This window comes from Kitasatospora sp. P5_F3, from assembly GCF_054049135.1.
Genome location: NZ_JBFUMY010000012.1, coordinates 183463 through 202580 on the forward strand (window position 1 = coordinate 183463; position 19118 = coordinate 202580).

The window sequence follows — 19118 nt, forward strand, 5'->3', positions numbered from 1 at the left end:
TGCTCAGGCCCAGCGGTTGGTGCGACCAAGGAGCAATGCTCCCGCCGCAACACCCGCCGTGGAGGTACGCAGCACGGAGCTGCCCAACCGGTGCGGGGCGGCCCCGGCTTCGGCGAAGGCCGCGAGTTCGTCCGGGGAGACCCCGCCCTCGGGGCCGACGATCAGGATCAGGTCGCCGGTGTCGGGCAGCGGGGCGGTGGCGAGCGGGGCGGAGCCCTCCTCGTGCAGCACGGCGGCGAAGGCCGCCGAGGCCAGCACCGGGGCGAGCTGACGCGTCGTCATCAGCTCCCGGACCTCCGGGAAGCGCAGGCGGCGGGACTGCTTGCCCGCCTCCCGGGCGGTGGCCCGCCACTTGGCGAGCGCCTTGGCCCCCCGGTCGCCCTTCCACTGGGTGATGCAGCGGGAGGCGGCCCAGGGGATCACCACGTCGACCCCGACCTCGGTCATGGTCTCCACCGCGAGCTCGCCGCGGTCGCCCTTGGGGAGGGCCTGGACCACGATGATCCGGGGCGTGGGGACGGGCTCCTGACGGACGCTCAGCACGGTGACGTCCAGCACGTCCTTGCCGTGCACGGCCGCCACGGTGCCCTCGACGCCGAGGCCGAGGCCGTCCGCCAGGGTGAGCGCCTCACCCGGCTCCAGCCGCTTCACGGCGGCGGCATGCCGCCCCTCGGGCCCGTCCAGTCGGACCACCCCGCCGGGGGCGATCCCGGCGAGACGGTCGGTCTCCACGACGAACACGGGGGCGGTCATGCGCTTGCCTTACCTTCGTACTTTCCTGAACCGGACCGGATCAGCGGCCGTTGAACGCGTCCTTCAGACGGGAGAACAGACCCTGCTGCCCCGGTGCGAAGGTCCCGGAGGGCCGCTCCTCACCGCGCAGCACCGCGAGGCGCCGGAGCAGGTCCTCCATCTCGGGGTCGAGCTTGGTGGGGGTCTGCACCTCGACATGCACTATCAGGTCGCCACGCCCGCCACCGCGCAGATGCGTGATGCCGCGCCCGTGCAGCGGGATCGACTGGCCTGACTGGGTGCCGGGCCGGATGTCGACCTCCTCCAGGCCGTCCAGGGTCTGCAGCGGCACCTGGGTGCCGAGCGAGGCCGCGGTCATCGGGATGGTGACCGTGCAGTGCAGGTCGTCCCCGCGCCGCTGGAAGGTCGGGTGGTTGGTCTCGGCGATCTCCACGTACAGGTCGCCGGCCGGGCCGCCGCCGGGGCCGACCTCGCCCTCGCCCGCGAGCTGGATCCGGGTGCCGTTGTCGACACCGGCCGGGATCTTCACCGTCAGGGTGCGACGGGCCCGGACCCGGCCGTCGCCCGCGCACTCGGGGCACGGGGTCGGGACCACGGTGCCGAAACCCTGGCACTGCGGGCAGGGCCGCGAGGTCATGACCTGGCCCAGGAAGGACCGGGTGACCTGGGAGACCTCGCCCTTGCCGCGGCACATGTCACAGGTCTGCGCCGAGGTGCCGGGGGCCGCGCCCTCGCCGGAGCAGGTGGTACAGGTGACGGCGGTGTCCACCTGGAGTTCCTTGGTGGTGCCGAACGCGGCCTCCTCCAGGGTGATCTCCAGCCGGATCATCGCGTCCTGGCCGCGCCTGGTGCGCGAGCGCGGGCCGCGCTGACCGGAGGCCGCGCCGAAGAACGCGTCCATGATGTCGGAGAAGCCGAACCCCGCCGCGCCCGCGCCGAAGCCGCCCGCGCCGCCGCCGTTGGGCGACAGGGGGTCGCCGCCGAGGTCGTAGACCTGGCGCTTGGCCGGGTCGGACAACACCTCGTAGGCGGCGTTGATCTCCTTGAACCGCTCCTGCGTCTTCGGGTCCGGGTTGACGTCCGGGTGCAGTTCGCGGGCAAGGCGTCGGAACGCCTTCTTGATCTCGTCCTGCCCCGCATCCCGTCGGACGCCGAGTACCGCGTAGTAGTCCGTGGCCACCAAATGCTCCGCTTGTTCCGCCTCTAGAAGTGCTGCGACTGGTCTGACAGTGCTCTGTATAGGACTCGGTTAAGACTCGGCCAGGATCTGACCCACGTACCGTGCCACCGCTCGCACCGCCCCCATTGTGCCCGGGTAGTCCATCCGGGTCGGTCCGATCACGCCCAGCTTCGCGACACTCTGATCGCCCGAACCGTAGCCGACCGAGACGACAGAGGTGGAATTGAGCCCCTCATAGGCGTTCTCGTGCCCGATCCGGACCGTCATCCCCGCGTCCGCCGTCTCACCCAGGAGACGGAGCAGGACGACCTGCTCCTCCAGGGCCTCCAGCACCGGCTGGATGGTGAGCGGGAAGTCGTGGCCGAAGCGGGTCAGGTTGGCCGTACCGGCCAGCATGATCCGCTCCTCGTTCTGCTCGGCCAGGGTCTCGAAGAGGGTGGCCAGCACGGTGCTGACGGTGGGCCGGTCGGCGGGCTCGAAAGCCGCCGGCAGGTCCTCCAGCAGACCGGGCACCTCGGGCAGCGGCCGACCGACCGCCTGGGTGTTGAGCTTGGCCCGCAGGTCGGCCAGCACCGTCTCGCCGACCGTCCCGGGGCAGTCGACCATCCGCTGCTCGACCCGGCCGGTGTTGGTGATCAGGACCAGCATCACCTTGGCCGGGGCCAGCGCCACCAGCTCGACGTGACGCACCGTCGAACGGGACAGCGAGGGGTACTGGACCACCGCGACCTGCCGGGTCAGCTGCGCGAGCAGCCGGACCGTACGGGCCACCGTGTCGTCCAGGTCCACCGCGCCGTCCAGGAAGTGCCGGATCGCCCGGCGCTCGGGGGCGGTCATCGGCTTGACCTCGGCCAGCCGGTCGACGAACAGCCGGTACCCCTTGTCGGTGGGGATCCGGCCCGCACTGGTGTGCGGCTGGTGGATGTAGCCGTCCTCCTCCAGAGCCGCCATGTCATTGCGCACGGTGGCCGGGGAGACGCCGAGGTTGTGCCGCTCGACCAGGGCCTTGGAGCCGACCGGCTCCTCGGTGCCGACGTAGTCCTGGACGATCGCGCGCAGCACCGCGAGCTTGCGGTCATCCAACGGCCGCTCGCTGTACATGGCCACGCACCTCCGTCTTCGCTTCGTCCTGACCTGATCCGTCCCCTGGCACTCAGCTGGGCAGAGTGCCAGGACAGTACCTGCCAGTGTAAGGCCCGACCCCGGCGGCAGGAACGGCGCCGCCTGGTGATCCTTGCCGCCTTCTCGCCTGTGCCGCCCGCCGAATGCTCCCGGCAAGTGGCAGCATCGAAAGCGACAGATCAGGACATAAGGAGCAGTCATGTCATCAGGTCAGCACACCCGCTTCGCACCCGACCGGGGGCTGACCGGTCGGATGGTCACCACGATGTTCGTCATCGGACTGCTCTACGTCGGCTTCACCGGCGTGCTGATAGTGCTGTTCCGCGGGGCCTGGCCGCTGGTCGTCCTGATCTCCGGCGGGCTGTTCGTGGTCCAGTTCTGGTTCAGCGACAAGATCACCCAGCGGGCGATGGGCGCCCACGAGGTCACCCCCGAGGAGTACCCGCAACTGCACGGCACAATCGACCGGTTGTGCGCACTGGCCGACATGCCCAAGCCCCGGGTGGCGGTCACCGATACCGACATGCCGAACGCCTTCGCCACCGGCCGCAACCCCCAACGCGCCGTGGTCTGCGTCACCACCGGACTGCTCCGGCGGCTGGAGCCGGAGGAGCTGGAGGGCGTGCTCGCGCACGAGCTCTCGCACGTCGCGCACCGGGACGTGGCGGTGATGACCATCGCCGGCTTCCTCGGCGTACTGGCCGGGGTGATCACCCGGATCGCGCTGTACAGCGGCATGATGAACGGGCGCGGCCGCAGCAGCAGCAACGACAGCAACGCGGCGCTCGCGATGATCCTGGTCCCGCTGATCAGCATGGTGGTCTACGCGGCCAGCTTCCTGCTCACCCGGCTGCTCTCCCGCTACCGCGAGCTGGCCGCCGACCGGGCCGCCGCCCAGCTCACCGGACGGCCCAGCGCACTGGCCTCCGCACTGACCAAGGTGACCGGCCAGATCGCCGCCATCCCGAGCGAGGACCTGCGCCGGGCGCAGCCGTACAACGCCTTCTACTTCGCCCCGGCGCTGAGCGCCAGGGAGGCAGCGAGCCAGCTGATGTCCACTCACCCGTCGCTGGAGCAGCGGCTGGAGCAGCTCGGCCGGATCTCCGCCGAGCTCGGCCGCTGAGGAGCCACCGACCCCATGGGATTCCTGAACGCCCTCTTCGGCCGCAGCAAGCCGGTCAGGCCCGACCTCGACCAGCTCTTCGGCGTGCCCTCCGCCGCCCTCACCCTGGAGGCCGCCGCCGGCTTCCGCCCGACCGGCTTCGGCTCGGTCTGCTTCGCCGCCGTCGAGGGCGCCGCCTTCACCGAGGTGGCCGGCCAGATCCGGGCCCTGCTGGACGCCGACACCGAGCGGGGCGGCATCCCGGTCGAGGTCTCGCAGGACTCGTACGGCTACTCCTGGCTGCTCGCCCGACACCCGCCCGACGAGCTCCCCGCCCTGGTCAACGACCTGCACGCGGTCAACAGCGAACTGGAGGCGAACGGCTTCGGCCCCCAGCTGCTCTGCTCCATCGTCGGCTTCCGCAACGCCGCCGACCGCCCACTCGGCCTGGTCTACCTCTACAAGCGCGGCACCTTCTACCCGTTCGCCCCGCTCCCCGGCGAGAAGCGCGACAACCCGCTGGAACTCCAGGTCAAGGCGATGCTCGGCAACGACCTACGGGTGGAGCAGGACCTCACCCGCTGGTTCCCGGTCTGGGGCGCGCCGGGGCTGTGACCCTCTCGGTGACCCTCGGAGATCAGCCCGCTGCGGCCGCGCGGTAGGCCGCCACGGCGGGTGCGAGGACCGTCTCCACGCCGGACGACAGCTTCTGGGCGACCACCTGCTGCACCGTCAGTATCACGTCACCCTCGCGCGCGAAGCCGGGCCGATCCTGCAGCGGTACCCGGGCGGACGTCGTCGCACCCGTCGGGCCAGCGGAGGAGTCGGCGGAGCAAGCCGACGTACCGAGGACCGCCAGAGCGGCCATGGCCACCACTGCATGACGTGTGCGCACCGTTCTCCCACCGGATTCGTAGTCACCCGGACTCTGTCACAGGGCAGTTGGTGGCTCGTGCCCAGGCGGGGAGCTGTCCGTCTCGTAGACTCGGTGGAATGCGCAGCAGGGAGTACGGCCCCGATCTGACCCCGCCGTGGAAGCGGCAGCAGCCCGCCCCCGAGGTGGCGGCCGAGCGGGATTTGGTGGTGGAGGAGGCGGCCACCGGCTTCTGCGGCGCGGTGGTGCGGTGCGAACGGACGGCGGAGGGGTTCACCGTCACGTTGGAGGACCGCTTCGGCAAGCACCGGGTGTTCCCGCTGGTGCCGCGCGGGTTCCTGCTGGAGGGTCAGGTCGTGACGCTGGTCCGGCCGACCGCCGCTGCCCCGGCCCGTACGAAGCTGACCGCCTCCGGCTCGGTCGCGGTGCCCGGCGCTCGGGCCCGGGTGGCCCGGGAGTCGCGGATCTACGTCGAGGGCCGGCACGACGCCGAACTGGTCGAGCGGGTCTGGGGCGACGACCTGCGGATCGAGGGCGTGGTGGTGGAGTACCTGGAGGGCATCGACGACCTCCCCGCCATCGTCGCCGAGTTCGGCCCCGGCCCGGGCCGCCGGCTGGGCGTCCTGGTCGACCACCTGCTGCCCGGCACCAAGGAACACCGGATCGCCCAGCAGGTGACCGGTTCCGAGGTCCTGATCGTCGGTCACCCCTACATCGACGTCTGGGCCGCCGTGAAGCCCACCAGCGTCGGCATCCCCGGCTGGCCCGACGTCCCGCGCGGCGAGGAGTGGAAGCTCGGCGTCTGCCGCCGCCTCGGCTGGCCCGAGAACACCCCCGCCGCCTGGAAGCGCATCCTCGCCTCGGTGAACTCCTACCGCGACCTCGACCCAGCCCTGCTGGGCCGGGTCGAGGAGCTGATCGACTTCGTCACACTGCCCGGGTAACGGCACTCAGTCCACCAGGTCGCGGACCACGCCGTCGGCCAGCAGCCGCCCCCGCAGGGTCAGTGCGGCCCGCCCCTCGGCGTACGCGGCGTCGTCCAACAGGCCGTCGGCCAGCGCACGTTCGGCAGCGCGCAGGCCGTCTGCGGTCAGCAACCCCAGCGGGCAGCCCTCGCGCAGGCGGAGCTCCAGCAGGATGCGTTCGACCCGCCGGTCCTCCTCGGGGAGCACCTCGCGGCCCTGCCCCGGGGTGCGCTGCTCGGCCAGCGCCTGGGCGTACGCGGCGGGGTGCTTGGCGTTCCACCAGCGGACCCCGCCGACGTGGCTGTGGGCGCCCGGGCCCGCGCCCCACCAGTCGGCGCCGGTCCAGTAGAGCTCGTTGTGGCGGCAGCGGCCGGCCTCGGAGGTGGCCCAGTTGGAGACCTCGTACCAGGAGAAGCCGGCGGCGGAGAGCGCCTCCTCGGCGATCAGGTAGCGGTCGGCGTGCACGTCGTCGTCGATCATCGGCAGCTCGCCGCGCTTGACCCGGGCGGCCAGCTTGGTGCCGTCCTCGACGATCAGCGAGTACGCCGAGACGTGGTCGGGCCCGGCGCCGATCGCGGCGTCCAGCGAGGCCCGCCAGTCGTCGTCGGACTCGCCCGGGGTGCCGTAGATCAGGTCCAGGTTGACGTGCTCGAAGCCCTCCGCGCGGGCCTCGGCGACGCAGGCCTCCGGGCGGCCGGGGGTGTGGTGCCGGTCCAGCAGCTGGAGTACGTGCGGCTTGGCGCTCTGCATCCCGAACGAGAGCCGGTTGAAGCCGCCCGCGCGCAGCTCGGCCAGGTAGGCCGGGTCGACCGACTCCGGGTTGGCCTCGGTGGACACCTCGGCGCCGGGGGCCAGGCCGAACTCGTCCCGGATCGCGGCCAGCGCCTTCACCAGGTCGGCGGCGGGCAGCAGGGTCGGGGTGCCACCGCCGAGGAAGACCGTCTCGACCGGGAGGTCGACGTCACCGAGCACCCGGCGGGCCAGCCGGATCTCGGCCACCAGGTTGTCGGCGTAGGTCTCCTGCGAGGCCACCGCACCGGAGGAGCGCAGCTCGGTCGCGGTGTAGGTGTTGAAGTCGCAGTAGCCGCAGCGGCTGGCGCAGTACGGCACGTGCAGGTAGAAACCGAACGGCCGCCCACCGAGCCCTTCGAGGGCGGAGGCGGGCAGCGAACCGTCGGACGGCAGCGGTTCACCGTCGGGAAGTGCGGAGGGCATGTACCCATTGTCCGGTACGGCCCGAGTGGACCGTACCGGACAACAAGGTTCAGGCCTCGACGGTGCCCGCGTACATCTCGGTGACCGCGTCGGCGTAGGTCCGCTCGACCACCGGGCGCTTGATCTTCAGGCTCGGGGTCAGCTCGCCGTGCTCGATGTCCAGGTCCCGCGGGAGCAGGCTGAACTTCTTGACGGTCTGCCAACGCTGCAGCTCGCCGTTGAGGCGCTGCACGAAGCCGTCGATCAGCTGGTGCACCTCCGGGGAGGCCACCACCTCGGCGTAGGACTTGCCCGCCAGACCGTGCTCGGCGGCCCACGGCATGATCACCGCTTCGTCCAGGCCGATCAGCGCGGTGCAGTAGTTCCGGCCGTTGCCGATCACCAGGATGTTGCTGACGAACGGGCAGACCGCCTTGAACTTGCCCTCCACCTCGCTGGGCGCGACGTACTTGCCGCCCGAGGTCTTGAACATGTCCTTCTTGCGGTCGGTGATCCGCAGGAAGCCACCGTCCAGCTCGCCGATGTCGCCGGTGTGGAACCAGCCGTCGGCCTCCAGCACCTCCTCGGTCTGCTCGGGCAGGTTGTGGTAGCCGCGCATCACGCCGGGGCCCTTGAGCAGGATCTCGCCGTCCTCGGCGATCCGGACCTCGGTGCCGGGCAGCGGCTGCCCGACGGTGCCGACCCGGAAGTCCTCCTCGCGGTTGACCGTGGAACCCGCGCTGGTCTCGGTCAGGCCGTAGCCCTCCAGCACCGGCACACCCGCGCCGGCGAAGAAATAGCCGATCTCGGGGGCGAGTGCGGCGCTGCCGGAGACCGCGCCGCGCATCCGGCCGCCGAAGGCCGCCCGGATCTTCGCGTAGACCAGCTTGTCGGCGATCGTGTGCTGGATCGTCAGACCGATCGGGGCGGTGTTCTGCCCGGTGGCGATCCGGTTGGCCTGGGTGATCCGGGCGTAGTCCCGGGCCACCTTGGCGGCCCAGAGGAAGATCTTGTACTTGGCGCCGCCCTCGGCCCTGGCCTTGCCGGCGATGCCGTTGTAGACCTTCTCGAAGATCCGGGGGGCGCTGGCCATCATGGTCGGACGGATCACCGGGAGGTTGTGGATGATCCGGTCCACCCGGCCGTCCACCGCCATCACGTGACCGGTGGCGATCTGACCCGAGATCAGGGTCTTGCCGAACACGTGCGACAGCGGCAGCCACATGAACTGCACGTCGTCCGCGCGGAGCAGACCGCTCTCCTGCTGGGCCACGCCCTCGTACGCCCAGCAGTCGTGCACCAGGCGGACGCCCTTGGGGCGTCCTGTGGTGCCCGAGGTGTATATCAAGGTGGCCAGCTGCTCGCGGTCGAGCGCCTCGACCGACTTGGTCACCGCGTCCGGGTGCTCGGCCAGGTGCGCGGCGCCGCGCTGCTCCAGCTCGGCCAGCGTGAGCACCTCGAGGCCGCCGGTCTCCTGGTCGGCCGGTGCGGCGTCGAACAGGATCACGGTGCGCAGCTCGGGCAGCTCGGCGCGGCGGGAGACCACCTTGGCGAGCTGGGCGGCGTTCTCCGCGAACATCGCGCGGCTGGCCGAGTTCGCCAGGATGAAGGCGGTCTCCTCGGCGTTGGTGCTCGGGTAGACCGTGGTGGTCGCCGCACCGGCGCACATGTTGCCGAGGTCGGCGACGATCCAGTCGATCCGGGTGGAGGAGGAGAGCGCGACCCGGTCCTCGGGACCGATGCCGAGCGACATCAGACCGGCCGCCACGGCCGTGACCCGCTCCGCGGCCTGGGCCCAGGTCAGCGAGCGCCACTGCTCGGCGCCGGGGGCGCCGTCGGCCGCGTGCTCGTCCACGGGGACGGGGAACCGGTAGGCCTCACCGTTCGGGGTGGCCTCGACGCGGCTCAGGAAGAGGTGGGCCACCGAGGGCGGACGCCGGTCGATCGTGGACTGCGCGGAACTCAACGAGGACCTCCGGGGGGCGCGGGTGGCCGAGGGTGGAGCGCGGTGGCGTGGGGGGCCTGCCTACCGGCTGTTGGTTAACCAGCGAGTAACAAGCTGGCAATCAGCAGCCTAGGGGCTCGGCGGCCGATCCGTAAGGGGGTGAAGTGAGCTGGCACCCGGGCCGCCGCGCTGTGCAAAGACAGTACAAAACCGCTTGGTCGAGCCACCGTAAACCCCCACACGGCGCGCCGGAACCCCGAAAATGAGGTGCAACTCCCCCGGCCGACAACGAAAGTGTCACGGTGCTGATCAAACTTCTACGGGCTCATCTGGGCCCGTACTCCCGACCCATCACTCTGCTGGTGCTGCTCCAGCTCGTCTCCACCATCGCAGCGCTCTATCTGCCCGCTCTGAACGCCGACATCATCGACAACGGGGTGGTGAAGGGTGACACCGGACACATCCTGGCTCTCGGCGGGGTGATGATCGGCGTCACCGTGGTGCAGGCGATCTGCTCGGTCGCCGCCGTCTACTACGGTGCCAGGACCGCGATGGCGATCGGCCGGGACATCCGGGCCGCCGTCTTCGACCGGGTGCAGAGCTTCTCCGCCCGGGAGCTGAACTCCTTCAGCGCTCCCTCGCTGATCACCCGCACCACCAACGACGTCCAGCAGGTCCAGATGCTGGTGCTGATGGGCTTCACGCTGATGGTGGCGGCGCCGATCATGTGCTTCGGCGGCATCCTGATGGCACTCCGGCAGGACGTGCCACTGTCCGCGCTGCTGCTGGTCGTGGTGCCGGTCCTGGGCGCCGTGGTGATCACGCTGGTACGCCGGCTGCGGCCGCAGTTCCGCATCATGCAGACCCGGGTCGACACGGTGAACCGGGTGCTGCGCGAGCAGATCACCGGCATCCGGGTGATCCGGGCCTTCGTGAAGGACCGTCACGAACAGGATCGTTTCGCCGGTGCCAACGGCGACCTGACCGAGGTCTCGCTCAAGGTCGGCCGGATGCTGTCCTTCATGTTCCCCAGCGTGATGTTCGTGGTGAACGTCTCCAGCGTCGCGGTGATCTGGTTCGGCGCGCACCGGATCGACTCCGGCGAGATGGAGATCGGCGCGCTGACCGCCTTCATCTCCTACCTGATGCAGATCCTGATGAGCGTCATGATGGCCACCTTCATGTTCATGATGGTGCCGCGCGCCGAGGTCTGCGCCGAGCGGATCCAGGAGGTGCTGGCCACCGACAGCAGCGTGGTGCCGCCCACCGACCCGGTCACCGAGCTGCTGACCCGTGGTCAGCTGGAGCTGCGCGCGGTCGAGTTCCGCTACCCGGGCGCCGAGGCCCCGGTGCTGCGCGGCATCGACCTGGTCGCCCGGCCCGGTCAGACCACCGCCGTGATCGGCTCCACCGGCAGCGGCAAGTCCACCCTGCTCGGCCTGGTGCCCCGGCTGTTCGACGCCACCGGCGGCCAGGTGCTGCTGGGCGGGGTGAACGTCCGCGAGCTCGACCCGGTGCTGATCGCCGACACGGTCGGCCTGGTCCCGCAGAAGCCGTACCTGTTCTCCGGCACGGTGGCCAGCAACCTGCGCTACGGAAAGCCGGACGCCACCGACGCGGAGCTCTGGCACGCGCTGGAGGTGGCCCAGGCCAAGGAGTTCGTCGAGCAGCTGGCCGAGGGCCTGGACGCCCCGATCTCCCAGGGCGGTACGAACGTCTCGGGCGGTCAGCGCCAGCGGCTGGCGATCGCCCGCGCGCTGGTCAGCCGTCCGCAGGTGTACCTGTTCGACGACTCGTTCTCCGCGCTCGACTACGCGACCGACGCCAGACTGCGCAAGGCGCTGGCCCGGGAGACCGCCGAGGCGGCGGTGCTGATCGTGGCGCAGCGGGTCTCCACCATCCGGGACGCCGACCGGATCGTGGTGCTGGACGAAGGCGCCGTGGTCGGCAGCGGCACCCACCACGAGCTGATGGCCGACAACCCGACATACCGGGAGATCGTGCTCTCCCAGCTCACCGAGCAGGAGGCGGCATGAGTACCTCGGACCGCGGGGCCACCCCGAAGAAGCCCCAGGTGGAGAACTCCCAGGCCGCCGCCGCCCGACGCGGACCGGCCGGTCCCGGCCGGTTCATGGGCGGGCAGGCCACCGAGAAGTCGCTCGACTTCAAGGTCTCCTCCAAGCGCCTGCTCGGCATGCTCCGCCCCGAACGCCGGCTGCTGACCGGTGTGCTGACGCTCGGTGTGCTCAGCATCGGCCTCGCGGTGACCGGCCCCCTGGTGCTCGGCCACGCCACCGACCTGATCTTCGCGGGCGTGGTGGGCCAGCAGACCCAGGCCGGCCTGGACAAGGCCCAGGTGCTCGACAGCCTGCGGGCGAGCGGCCAGAGCGGCGTCGCCGACCTGCTCGGCGCGGTCGACTTCGTCCCCGGCCAGGGGATGGACTTCGGCGCGATCGGCACCGTGCTGTTCTGGACCCTGCTGCTGTACGTCGGCTCCGCCGTGTTCGGCATCCTGCAGGGCCGGCTGGCCGCCACCGCGATCAACCGGGCGGTCTACCGGCTGCGCGAGGACGTGGAGGCCAAGCTGTCCCGGCTGCCGCTGAGTTACTTCGACCGACAGTCCCGCGGCGAGGTGCTCAGCCGGGTCACCAACGACATCGACAACATCGGCCAGTCCATGCAGCAGACCATGGGCCAGGTGGTGAACTCACTGCTCACCATCGTCGGTGTGCTGGCGATGATGTTCTGGATCTCCCCGCTGCTCGCGGTGATCGCGCTGATCTCCGTCCCGGTCTCGGTGGTGGTCGCCACCAAGGTCGGCAAGCGGGCCCAGCCGCAGTTCATCGCCCAGTGGAAGACCACCGGCACGCTGAACGCGCACATCGAGGAGATGTACACCGGGCACGCCCTGGTGAAGGTCTTCGGCCGGCAGCAGGAGGCCGCCGAGACCTTCCGGGTGGAGAACGAGGCGCTGTACGCGTCGAGCTTCAGGGCCCAGTTCATCTCGGGCATCATCCAGCCCGCGATGATGCTGATCGGCAACCTCAACTACGTCCTGGTCGCGGTGGTCGGCGGCCTACGGGTGGCCAGCGGCGCGCTGTCCATCGGTGACGTGCAGGCGTTCATCCAGTACTCCCGGCAGTTCAGCCAGCCGCTCACCCAGGTCGCCAGCATGGCCAACCTGGTGCAGTCCGGCGTCGCCTCGGCCGAGCGGGTCTTCGAACTCCTGGACGCCCCCGAGCAGTCGGCCGAACCGCTCTCCCCCGAGCGGCCCGAGGAGCTGCGCGGGCTGGTCTCCTTCGACGGCGTCTCGTTCCGGTACGACCCGGAGAAGCCGCTGATCGACGACCTGTCACTGAAGGTCGAGCCCGGCCACACGGTCGCCATCGTCGGCCCGACCGGCGCGGGCAAGACCACCCTGGTCAACCTGCTGATGCGGTTCTACGAGACCACCGGCGGCCGGATCACCCTGGACGGCGTGGACATCGCGGCGATGTCCCGGGAGGAACTCCGGGCAGGCATCGGCATGGTGCTCCAGGACACCTGGCTGTTCGGCGGCACCATCGCGGAGAACATCGCGTACGGGGCCGAGGGCGCGTCCCGGGAGGCCGTGGTCGAGGCGGCGAAGGCGGCGCACGTGGACCGTTTCGTGCGGACCCTGCCGGACGGCTACGACACCCGGATCGACGACGAGGGCACCGGGGTCAGCGCGGGCGAGAAGCAGCTGATCACCATCGCCCGGGCCTTCCTGGCGCAGCCGTCCATCCTGGTGCTGGACGAGGCCACCTCATCGGTGGACACCCGGACCGAGGTGCTGATCCAGCGGGCGATGGCCCGGCTGCGCAGCGGCCGCACCAGCTTCGTGATCGCGCACCGGCTCTCCACCATCCGGGACGCGGACGTGATCCTGGTGATGGAGGACGGCTCGATCGTGGAGCAGGGGTCGCACGAGGAGCTGATCGCCGCGAAGGGCGCTTACGCGCGGCTGTACGCGGCCCAGTTCAGCGAGGCAGTGGCCGAGGTCGACTAGCGAGTTGAGCCGTCTACGGTCCAGGGGCTCGGGGAACTGCGAGGAGATCTGGCGTGCAGGTCACAGGCGAAAGTGCCTAGCCGTGCACGCGGGATGCGACCCTTTCTGAGGTCGGCGTCGCAGTTCCCCGAGCCCCTGTCTTCCGAACGCTGGTGCCGAAAAGTGCTCCCACTGCCGTGCCGCCCAAGGCGATGGCCATGCCCAGGAGTTGAAGGGGCGTCAGGGACTGGCCGAGGGCGAGCCAGCCGAGGGCGGCGGCGGAGACCGGGCTGAGCAGGCCGAGGAAGGCGACCGAGGAGGCGGGCAGCCTGCCGATGCCGCGGAACCAGAGCCAGTACGCGACGGCGGTGTTGACCACGGCGAGGTAGCCGTAGCCGAGCAGGTTGGTGCCGGTCATCGCGGGGGGCATGCCCTCGGCGAGCAACGCGACCGGGAGCAGCAGCAGCCCGCCCACCGTCAGCTGCCAGCCCGTCATGGCCAGCGGGCCGACGCCCTCGGGGCGTCCCCAGCGCTTGGTGAGGACCGTCCCCAGCGCCATGCAGGCGGCGCCCGCGAGGCCGGCCAGGACGCCGACCGTGTCCAGCTGCGCGGTGGCCCTGAGCACCACCAGGGAGACCCCGAACACCCCGGCCAGGCCGGCCAGCAGAGCCCGGCCGCCGGGCCGTTCACCGAGCAGCGGGATCGCCAGGCCGGCGGCCAGCAGCGGCTGGATCGCGCCCAGCACGCCCGCCACTCCCCCGGGCAGGCGGTACGCGGCGACGAAGAGCAGGGCCAGGAAGATCCCGATGTTCAGCGTCCCGAGCAGGGCCACCTTCCACCACCAGGCGCCCTTCGGGAGCCGTCTGGCGGCGGCCAGCAGGACCAGCCCGGCGGGCAGCGCGCGCAGGGTGGCGGTGAGCAGCGGACGGTCGGCCGGCAGGTACTCGGTGGTGACCAGGTAGGTGGTGCCCCAGGCGAGCGGGGCGAGGGCGGTCAGACCAAGGGTGGCAGGAGGCATGGAGATAACTTAGCACTAAGCTACTTTCTGGCAAGCTACTTCTGGCCAAGTCACTCTGTGCCAGACTTTCCCCATGGACAGCACCTCTCGCCCCGACGCCGTGGACGCCATCACCGGCCAGTGGAACGTGGTCCGCCCCGACCTCCCCACCGAGGCGATGGCGATCTTCGGCCGGATCTTCCGGATCTCCCGCACCATGACCGACCGGCTCGGCCAGGCCCATGCGGCGCACGGCATCGCCAAGGGCGAGTTCGACGTGATCGGCACGCTGCGCCGCTCCGGTGCCCCGTACACGCTCTCGCCCCGTGAGCTGACGGCCACTCTGATGCTCACCACCGGCGGGATGACCGGGCGGCTGGACAAGCTGGAGCGGGCCGGCCTGATCACCCGCTCCCCTGACCCGCACGACCGCCGGGGCCTGCGGATCACCCTCACCCCGGAGGGGCTGGCGCTGGTGGACCGCGCCGTCGACCCCGGGGTGGCGATCTACGAGGAGACGCTCGCCGTGCTCTCCCCCGAGGAGCGGGCCACCCTGGACGACCTGCTGCGCCGCCTGCTGGCATCGGCCGCGAACTGACCGGGTACGGTTCCGGACGTGATTGACGACGCATCAGGGGTGGATGTCTTCGAGTCGCTGCGGCGCTACCTGGGCTCGGTGGCCTACCGGCTGCTCGGTTCGGTGACCGACGCCGAGGACGTGCTGCAGGAGGCGTGGCTGCGCTGGCGCTCCACCGACCGGAGCACGGTCGACGAGCCGCGCGCGTACCTGACCACCGTCGTCACCCGGCTCTGCTACGACCAGCTGGGCTCGGCCCGGGTGCGCCGCGAGGCGTACTACGGCGAATGGCTGCCCGAGCCGCTGGTCACCGAGGAGAACACCCCCGACCGGATCGCCGAGCTCGGCGACGAGGTGTCGATCGCGCTGCTCGCGGTGCTGGAGGAACTCACCCCGGCCGAGCGGACCGCCTTCGTGCTGCACGACGTGTTCGCGGTCGGCTTCGAGGAGATCGCCTGCTCGCTGGACCGCACCCCGGACGCCGCCCGGCAGTTGGCCTCCCGGGCCCGCCGCCGGGCCCGCGAGCGCGGCCACCGGGGCCGGGTCGATCCGGTGGCGCACCGTCAGGTGGTGCACGCCTTCGCGGCGGCCGCCGCCGAGGGCGACATCCAGGGCTTGCTCGCCGTGCTGGACCCGGACGTGGTCTGGCACTCGGACGGCGGCGGCGTGGTCACGGCCGGCGCCCGCGCGGTACTCGGCGCCGACAAGGTCTCCCGCCTGGTACGCGGCCTGACCGCCAAGTGGCTCGGCCCGGACAGCGGCTACTTCACCAGCCCCGTTCTGGTGAACGGCGAAGCCGGCCTGGCCTGGCACGACGCCGAGGGCCGGATCGCCGGTGTGCTGGCGTTCCAGGTAACCGACGGGCGGATCACCGCGGCGTACGTGGCGCTCAATCCGGAGAAGCTGACCCATGTGACCCAGCTCACTGTCACAAGCTGACCGGCTGCGTCGTCCACCTTCCGAAAGCAGCACACACGCTTCGCAGGAGGACGAGATGACCGGTCAGCAGCAGCACATCGTCGTGATCGGCGCCGGCTACGCGGGCCTGGCGGCGGCCACCCGGATCGGCAAGCAGCACCGGGTCACCCTGGTCGCGCCGGAGAGCCGGTTCCTGCACCGGGTCCGCCAGCACGAGGCCGCGGCCGGACTGCCCGAGCACCGCCCCGCCCTGGCCGAGGTGGTGCGGGGCCGTCAGGTGACCCACCGCCAGGCCCGGGTCACCCAGCTCGACCTGGCCGGGCGGAAGGTCTTCCTCGACTCCGGCGAGGCGCTGAGCTACGACACCCTGGTGTACGCGCTGGGCAGCCGCACCGCCCTGCACGGCATCCCCGGCGCGGCCGAGCTCGCCTACCCCGCCGAGCGGGCCGCCGAACTGGCCGAGCGGATGCGCACCGCCGCGAAGCCCGGCACCGTCGCGGTGGTCGGCGGCGGCCCGACCGGCATCGAGCTGGCCGCCGAGCTGGCCGAGGCACACCCCGCCTGGCAGGTCCGGATCGTTGCGGCCGGCCAGGTCGGCGGATGGCTCGCGGCCAAGGGCCAGGCCCACATCCGGAAGGTGTTCGGGCGGCTCGGGGTCCAGGTGCACGACCGGTCGGCCGTCACCGCCGTGACCGCGGCCGGCCTCCGCACCGACCAGGGCACCATCGACGCCGACCTGGTCGCCTGGGCCGCCTCGATGGAGCCGCGCGAGCTGGCCGCCGAGGCCGGGCTGACCGTCACCCCCGACGGCCGGGCAGTGGTGGACGGCCACCTGCGCTCGGTCTCGCACCCCGAGGTGTACGTGATCGGCGACGCGGCCCAGGTCGTGGTCGAGGGCGTCGGCGAGCTGCGGATGAGCTGCGCCACCGCCCAGCCGATGGGCGTCTACCTGGGGAAGCTGCTGACCGGGGGCACCGACAAGCCGTTCGGCTACGGCTACGTGGTGCACTGCCTGAGCCTGGGCCGCAAGGACGGCCTGGTCCAGATGGTCCGCAAGGACGACTCGATGAAGCCGAGCGCCCTGACCGGGACCGCCGCGCGGCTGGTGAAGAGCCTCATCGTCAACGGGGTCCTGTGGCAGCTGCGCTGACGGCACGGCGAAGGGCCCGGTCCAGGTGGACCGGGCCCTCCTTCTGCTTCTCCAGCAGCTTCCGCTTACGCGAGATGTCACCGCCGTAGCACTTGGCGAGGACGTCCTTGCGGATCGCGCGGACCGTCTCACGGGCGATCACCCGGGAGCCGATGGCCGCCTGGATCGGCACCTCGAACTGCTGACGCGGGATCAGCTTCTGCAGCTTGCCGGCCATCATGATGCCGTAGCCGTACGCCTTGTCCTTGTGCACGATCGCGGAGAACGCGTCGACCGCGTCACCGTGCAGCAGGATGTCGACCTTGACCAGATCGGCCGTCTGCTCGCCGATCGGCTCGTAGTCGAAGGAGCCGTAACCACGGGTCTTGGACTTCAGGATGTCGAAGAAGTCGAAGACGATCTCGGCGAGCGGCAGCGTGTAGCGCAGCTCCACCCGCTCCTCGGAGAGGTAGTCCATGCCCTGCATGTTGCCGCGGCGGGCCTGGCAGAGCTCCATGACCGGGCCGACGAACTCGTTCGGCACCAGGATGGAACCCTTGACCACCGGCTCGTGCACCTCGGAGATCTTGCCGGTGGGGAACTCGCTCGGGTTGGTGACGGTGTGCTCGCTGCCGTCCTCCATCACCACCCGGTAGACCACGTTGGGGGCGGTGGAGATCAGGTCGAGGTTGAACTCGCGCTCCAGCCGCTCCCGGACGATCTCCAGGTGCAGCAGGCCGAGGAAGCCACAGCGGTACCCGAAGCCCAGCGCGACCGAGGTCTCCGGCTCGAACACCAGGGCCGCGTCGTTCAGCTGGAGCTTGTCGAGGGCGTCGCGCAGCAGCGGGTAGTCGCTGCCGTCCAGCGGGTAGAGGCCGGAGAACACCATCGGGCGCGGCTCCTTGTAGCCGCCCAGCGCCTCGGTCGCACCCTTGTGCATCGAGGTGATGGTGTCACCGACCTTGGACTGCCGGACGTCCTTCACACCGGTGATGATGTAGCCCACCTCGCCGACGCCGAGGCCGTCCGAGACCTTCGGCTCGGGCGAGATGACGCCGATCTCCAGCAGCTCGTGCGTCGCACCCGTGGACATCATCTGGATGCGCTCGCGCTTGGTGAGCTCACCGTCGACCACGCGGACGTAGGTGACCACGCCACGGTAGGTGTCGTAGACCGAGTCGAAGATCATCGCGCGGGCCGGGGCGTCCTTGACGCCGACCGGGGCGGGGATCTTCGCGACCACGTGGTCGAGCAGCTCCGGCACACCGAGGCCGCTCTTGGCGCTGACCTTGAGGACGTCCTCCGGCTCGCAGCCGATGATGTGCGCGATCTCGGCGGCGTACTTCTCCGGCTGGGCGGCCGGCAGGTCGATCTTGTTGAGGACCGGGATGATCGTGAGGTTGTTCTCCAGCGCCAGGTACAGGTTGGCGAGGGTCTGCGCCTCGATGCCCTGGGCGGCGTCCACCACGAGGATGGTGCCCTCGCAGGCGGCCAGCGAACGGGACACCTCGTACGTGAAGTCCACGTGGCCCGGGGTGTCGATCATGTTCAGGATGTGGGTCGTGCCGGTGTGCTCACCAGTCTTCGGTGCCCACGGGAGGCGGACCGCCTGCGACTTGATGGTGATGCCGCGCTCGCGCTCGATGTCCATCCGGTCGAGGTACTGGGCGCGCATCTGCCGGGGGTCCACCACGCCGGTGATCTGGAGCATCCGGTCGGCGAGGGTGGACTTGCCGTGGTCGATGTGGGCGATGATGCAGAAGTTGCGAATCAGCGCCGGGTCGGTACGGCTGGGCTGTGGCACATTGCTGGGGGTCGCGGGCACCTTGGTCCGATTCTCCGTATGTCCGGGGGTCCGGGCGCTCCGGCTCGTCGCTGACTGCGGCGACCGGCTTCCCGGGACCGGACGGTCTCGTCCGATCAAAATGGTTCCTGCCATCTTCCCACGAGCCCGGACCAGTGCGGTGTCCAGCTCTTCCGTTGCCCGCCGGGGTCGGACAGGATCAGTTCTCATGATCTTGGAAAGTGCACTGCTCGACGTCCGCCCGGGCCAGGAGGAGGACTTCCTGGCCGCCTTCACCGAGGCCCGCCCTCTGATCGCCGTCCAGCACGGCTTCCGCTCGCTGGAGCTGCGCCGCTGCCTGGACCAGGGCCGGAGCTCGCGGTTCCTGCTCCAGGTGGAGTGGGAGACCCTGGCGGACCACACCGAGGGCTTCCGCGGTTCGGCCGAGTACCAGCAGTGGCGCGAGCTGCTGCACCGCTTCTACGAGCCGTTCCCCGAGGTCGAGCACTACGGCGAGGCACTGCTCACGGCCTAGCCGGTTTGGGCCGAGGCCACCGCCTTTGGTAGCGT

At 70.7% G+C, this 19118-nt stretch carries 17 protein-coding genes; 9 read left to right on the top strand and 8 right to left on the bottom strand.

The annotated features are described in order from the left end of the window. Positions 1–3: 3 nt before the first annotated feature. The 3 genes from ACXJMZ_RS11220 to hrcA form a co-directional block, all read right to left on the bottom strand. Positions 4–753, bottom strand: a complete 750-nt coding sequence (locus ACXJMZ_RS11220) for a 16S rRNA (uracil(1498)-N(3))-methyltransferase (RefSeq protein WP_457029857.1) — start codon at positions 751–753, stop codon at positions 4–6. Positions 754–793: 40 nt separating this feature from the next. Next, positions 794–1933, bottom strand: coding sequence for a molecular chaperone DnaJ (dnaJ, locus tag ACXJMZ_RS11225; protein ID WP_057238619.1), 1140 nt, complete (start codon positions 1931–1933; stop codon positions 794–796). A gap of 69 nt (positions 1934–2002) precedes the next feature. Continuing rightward, entirely contained in the window at positions 2003–3034 is a 1032-nt protein-coding gene (gene hrcA / locus ACXJMZ_RS11230) for a heat-inducible transcriptional repressor HrcA (RefSeq protein ID WP_057238618.1), read from the bottom strand. Between the two features lie 220 nt (positions 3035–3254). Here hrcA and htpX point away from each other — a divergent pair, with 220 nt between their 5' ends. Both htpX and pspAB read left to right on the top strand, forming a co-directional pair. Continuing rightward, positions 3255–4178 (top strand): zinc metalloprotease HtpX, encoded by a 924-nt coding sequence (htpX, locus tag ACXJMZ_RS11235; RefSeq protein ID WP_457029858.1) that lies wholly within the window; start codon positions 3255–3257, stop codon positions 4176–4178. 15 nt (positions 4179–4193) lie between these two features. Then, positions 4194–4772 (top strand): PspA-associated protein PspAB, encoded by a 579-nt coding sequence (gene pspAB / locus ACXJMZ_RS11240; RefSeq protein ID WP_457029859.1) that lies wholly within the window; start codon positions 4194–4196, stop codon positions 4770–4772. A 22-nt stretch (positions 4773–4794) separates the two neighbouring features. Here pspAB and ACXJMZ_RS11245 read toward each other — a convergent pair whose 3' ends face one another. Then, complete coding sequence (locus ACXJMZ_RS11245) at positions 4795–5025, bottom strand: hypothetical protein (RefSeq protein WP_457029860.1); 231 nt, start codon at positions 5023–5025, stop codon at positions 4795–4797. Positions 5026–5150: 125 nt separating this feature from the next. Between ACXJMZ_RS11245 and ACXJMZ_RS11250 the strand changes: the two genes are divergently transcribed. Beyond that, positions 5151–5975, top strand: a complete 825-nt coding sequence (locus ACXJMZ_RS11250; RefSeq protein ID WP_457029861.1) for a DUF3097 domain-containing protein — start codon at positions 5151–5153, stop codon at positions 5973–5975. A 6-nt stretch (positions 5976–5981) separates the two neighbouring features. Here the strand turns inward: ACXJMZ_RS11250 and hemW are convergent, their stop codons facing one another. Together hemW and ACXJMZ_RS11260 are read right to left on the bottom strand one after the other, a co-directional pair. After that, positions 5982–7211: a radical SAM family heme chaperone HemW gene (hemW, locus tag ACXJMZ_RS11255; RefSeq protein ID WP_457029862.1), complete on the bottom strand. Its 1230-nt coding sequence runs from the start codon at positions 7209–7211 to the stop codon at positions 5982–5984. A 49-nt stretch (positions 7212–7260) separates the two neighbouring features. Continuing rightward, complete coding sequence (locus ACXJMZ_RS11260; RefSeq protein WP_457029863.1) at positions 7261–9156, bottom strand: AMP-dependent synthetase/ligase; 1896 nt, start codon at positions 9154–9156, stop codon at positions 7261–7263. Between the two features lie 281 nt (positions 9157–9437). Between ACXJMZ_RS11260 and ACXJMZ_RS11265 the strand changes: the two genes are divergently transcribed. Both ACXJMZ_RS11265 and ACXJMZ_RS11270 read left to right on the top strand, forming a co-directional pair. Continuing rightward, positions 9438–11171 carry an ABC transporter ATP-binding protein gene (locus ACXJMZ_RS11265; protein ID WP_457029864.1) on the top strand — a complete coding sequence of 578 codons (1734 nt, stop codon included), beginning with the start codon at positions 9438–9440 and terminating at the stop codon, positions 11169–11171. Further along, positions 11168–13165, top strand: a complete 1998-nt coding sequence (locus ACXJMZ_RS11270) for an ABC transporter ATP-binding protein (RefSeq protein ID WP_457029865.1) — start codon at positions 11168–11170, stop codon at positions 13163–13165. The genes ACXJMZ_RS11265 and ACXJMZ_RS11270 overlap by 4 nt, the downstream gene beginning before the upstream one ends. A gap of 76 nt (positions 13166–13241) precedes the next feature. Here the strand turns inward: ACXJMZ_RS11270 and ACXJMZ_RS11275 are convergent, their stop codons facing one another. Beyond that, positions 13242–14162 carry an EamA family transporter gene (locus ACXJMZ_RS11275; RefSeq protein WP_457029866.1) on the bottom strand — a complete coding sequence of 307 codons (921 nt, stop codon included), beginning with the start codon at positions 14160–14162 and terminating at the stop codon, positions 13242–13244. 73 nt (positions 14163–14235) lie between these two features. On the opposite strand from ACXJMZ_RS11275, the gene ACXJMZ_RS11280 reads away from it, so the two are divergent. Genes ACXJMZ_RS11280 through ACXJMZ_RS11290 form a run of 3 tightly spaced genes read left to right on the top strand, consistent with a single transcriptional unit; the run spans position 14236 to position 16786 of the window. Further along, the gene (locus ACXJMZ_RS11280) at positions 14236–14739 is read left to right on the top strand and encodes a MarR family winged helix-turn-helix transcriptional regulator (protein ID WP_457029867.1); all 504 of its coding nucleotides are present in this window, start codon (positions 14236–14238) and stop codon (positions 14737–14739) included. A gap of 18 nt (positions 14740–14757) precedes the next feature. After that, the gene (gene sigJ, locus ACXJMZ_RS11285) at positions 14758–15657 is read left to right on the top strand and encodes an RNA polymerase sigma factor SigJ (protein WP_457029868.1); all 900 of its coding nucleotides are present in this window, start codon (positions 14758–14760) and stop codon (positions 15655–15657) included. A gap of 55 nt (positions 15658–15712) precedes the next feature. Beyond that, a complete protein-coding gene (locus tag ACXJMZ_RS11290) occupies positions 15713–16786 on the top strand; it encodes an NAD(P)/FAD-dependent oxidoreductase (RefSeq protein WP_457029869.1) in 1074 nt (357 codons plus the stop codon). On the opposite strand, the gene lepA is transcribed toward ACXJMZ_RS11290, so the two are convergent. After that, positions 16758–18779, bottom strand: coding sequence for a translation elongation factor 4 (gene lepA / locus ACXJMZ_RS11295; protein WP_457029870.1), 2022 nt, complete (start codon positions 18777–18779; stop codon positions 16758–16760). The genes ACXJMZ_RS11290 and lepA overlap by 29 nt on opposite strands. Here lepA and ACXJMZ_RS11300 point away from each other — a divergent pair. Further along, on the top strand, positions 18778–19083 hold the full coding sequence (locus tag ACXJMZ_RS11300; RefSeq protein ID WP_457029871.1) for an antibiotic biosynthesis monooxygenase family protein: 306 nt from the start codon (positions 18778–18780) through the stop codon (positions 19081–19083). The two genes, lepA and ACXJMZ_RS11300, sit on opposite strands and share 2 nt — an antisense overlap. The last annotated feature ends 35 nt before the right edge of the window (positions 19084–19118 follow it).

What these genes read in the sequence shown, in the direction of transcription:
- lepA (WP_457029870.1), bottom strand. Translation starts at nt 18,779, where the DNA reads ATGAGAACTGATCCTGTCCGACCCCGGCGGGCAACGGAAGAGCTGGAC.
- ACXJMZ_RS11300 (WP_457029871.1), top strand. Translation starts at nt 18,778, where the DNA reads ATGATCTTGGAAAGTGCACTGCTCGACGTCCGCCCGGGCCAGGAGGAG.
- ACXJMZ_RS11290 (WP_457029869.1), top strand. Translation starts at nt 15,713, where the DNA reads ATGACCGGTCAGCAGCAGCACATCGTCGTGATCGGCGCCGGCTACGCG.
- ACXJMZ_RS11280 (WP_457029867.1), top strand. Translation starts at nt 14,236, where the DNA reads ATGGACAGCACCTCTCGCCCCGACGCCGTGGACGCCATCACCGGCCAG.
- hemW (WP_457029862.1), bottom strand. Translation starts at nt 7,211, where the DNA reads ATGCCCTCCGCACTTCCCGACGGTGAACCGCTGCCGTCCGACGGTTCG.
- htpX (WP_457029858.1), top strand. Translation starts at nt 3,255, where the DNA reads ATGTCATCAGGTCAGCACACCCGCTTCGCACCCGACCGGGGGCTGACC.
- ACXJMZ_RS11245 (WP_457029860.1), bottom strand. Translation starts at nt 5,025, where the DNA reads ATGGCCGCTCTGGCGGTCCTCGGTACGTCGGCTTGCTCCGCCGACTCC.
- pspAB (WP_457029859.1), top strand. Translation starts at nt 4,194, where the DNA reads ATGGGATTCCTGAACGCCCTCTTCGGCCGCAGCAAGCCGGTCAGGCCC.
- ACXJMZ_RS11270 (WP_457029865.1), top strand. Translation starts at nt 11,168, where the DNA reads ATGAGTACCTCGGACCGCGGGGCCACCCCGAAGAAGCCCCAGGTGGAG.
- ACXJMZ_RS11220 (WP_457029857.1), bottom strand. Translation starts at nt 753, where the DNA reads ATGACCGCCCCCGTGTTCGTCGTGGAGACCGACCGTCTCGCCGGGATC.
- ACXJMZ_RS11275 (WP_457029866.1), bottom strand. Translation starts at nt 14,162, where the DNA reads ATGCCTCCTGCCACCCTTGGTCTGACCGCCCTCGCCCCGCTCGCCTGG.
- ACXJMZ_RS11250 (WP_457029861.1), top strand. Translation starts at nt 5,151, where the DNA reads ATGCGCAGCAGGGAGTACGGCCCCGATCTGACCCCGCCGTGGAAGCGG.
- hrcA (WP_057238618.1), bottom strand. Translation starts at nt 3,034, where the DNA reads ATGTACAGCGAGCGGCCGTTGGATGACCGCAAGCTCGCGGTGCTGCGC.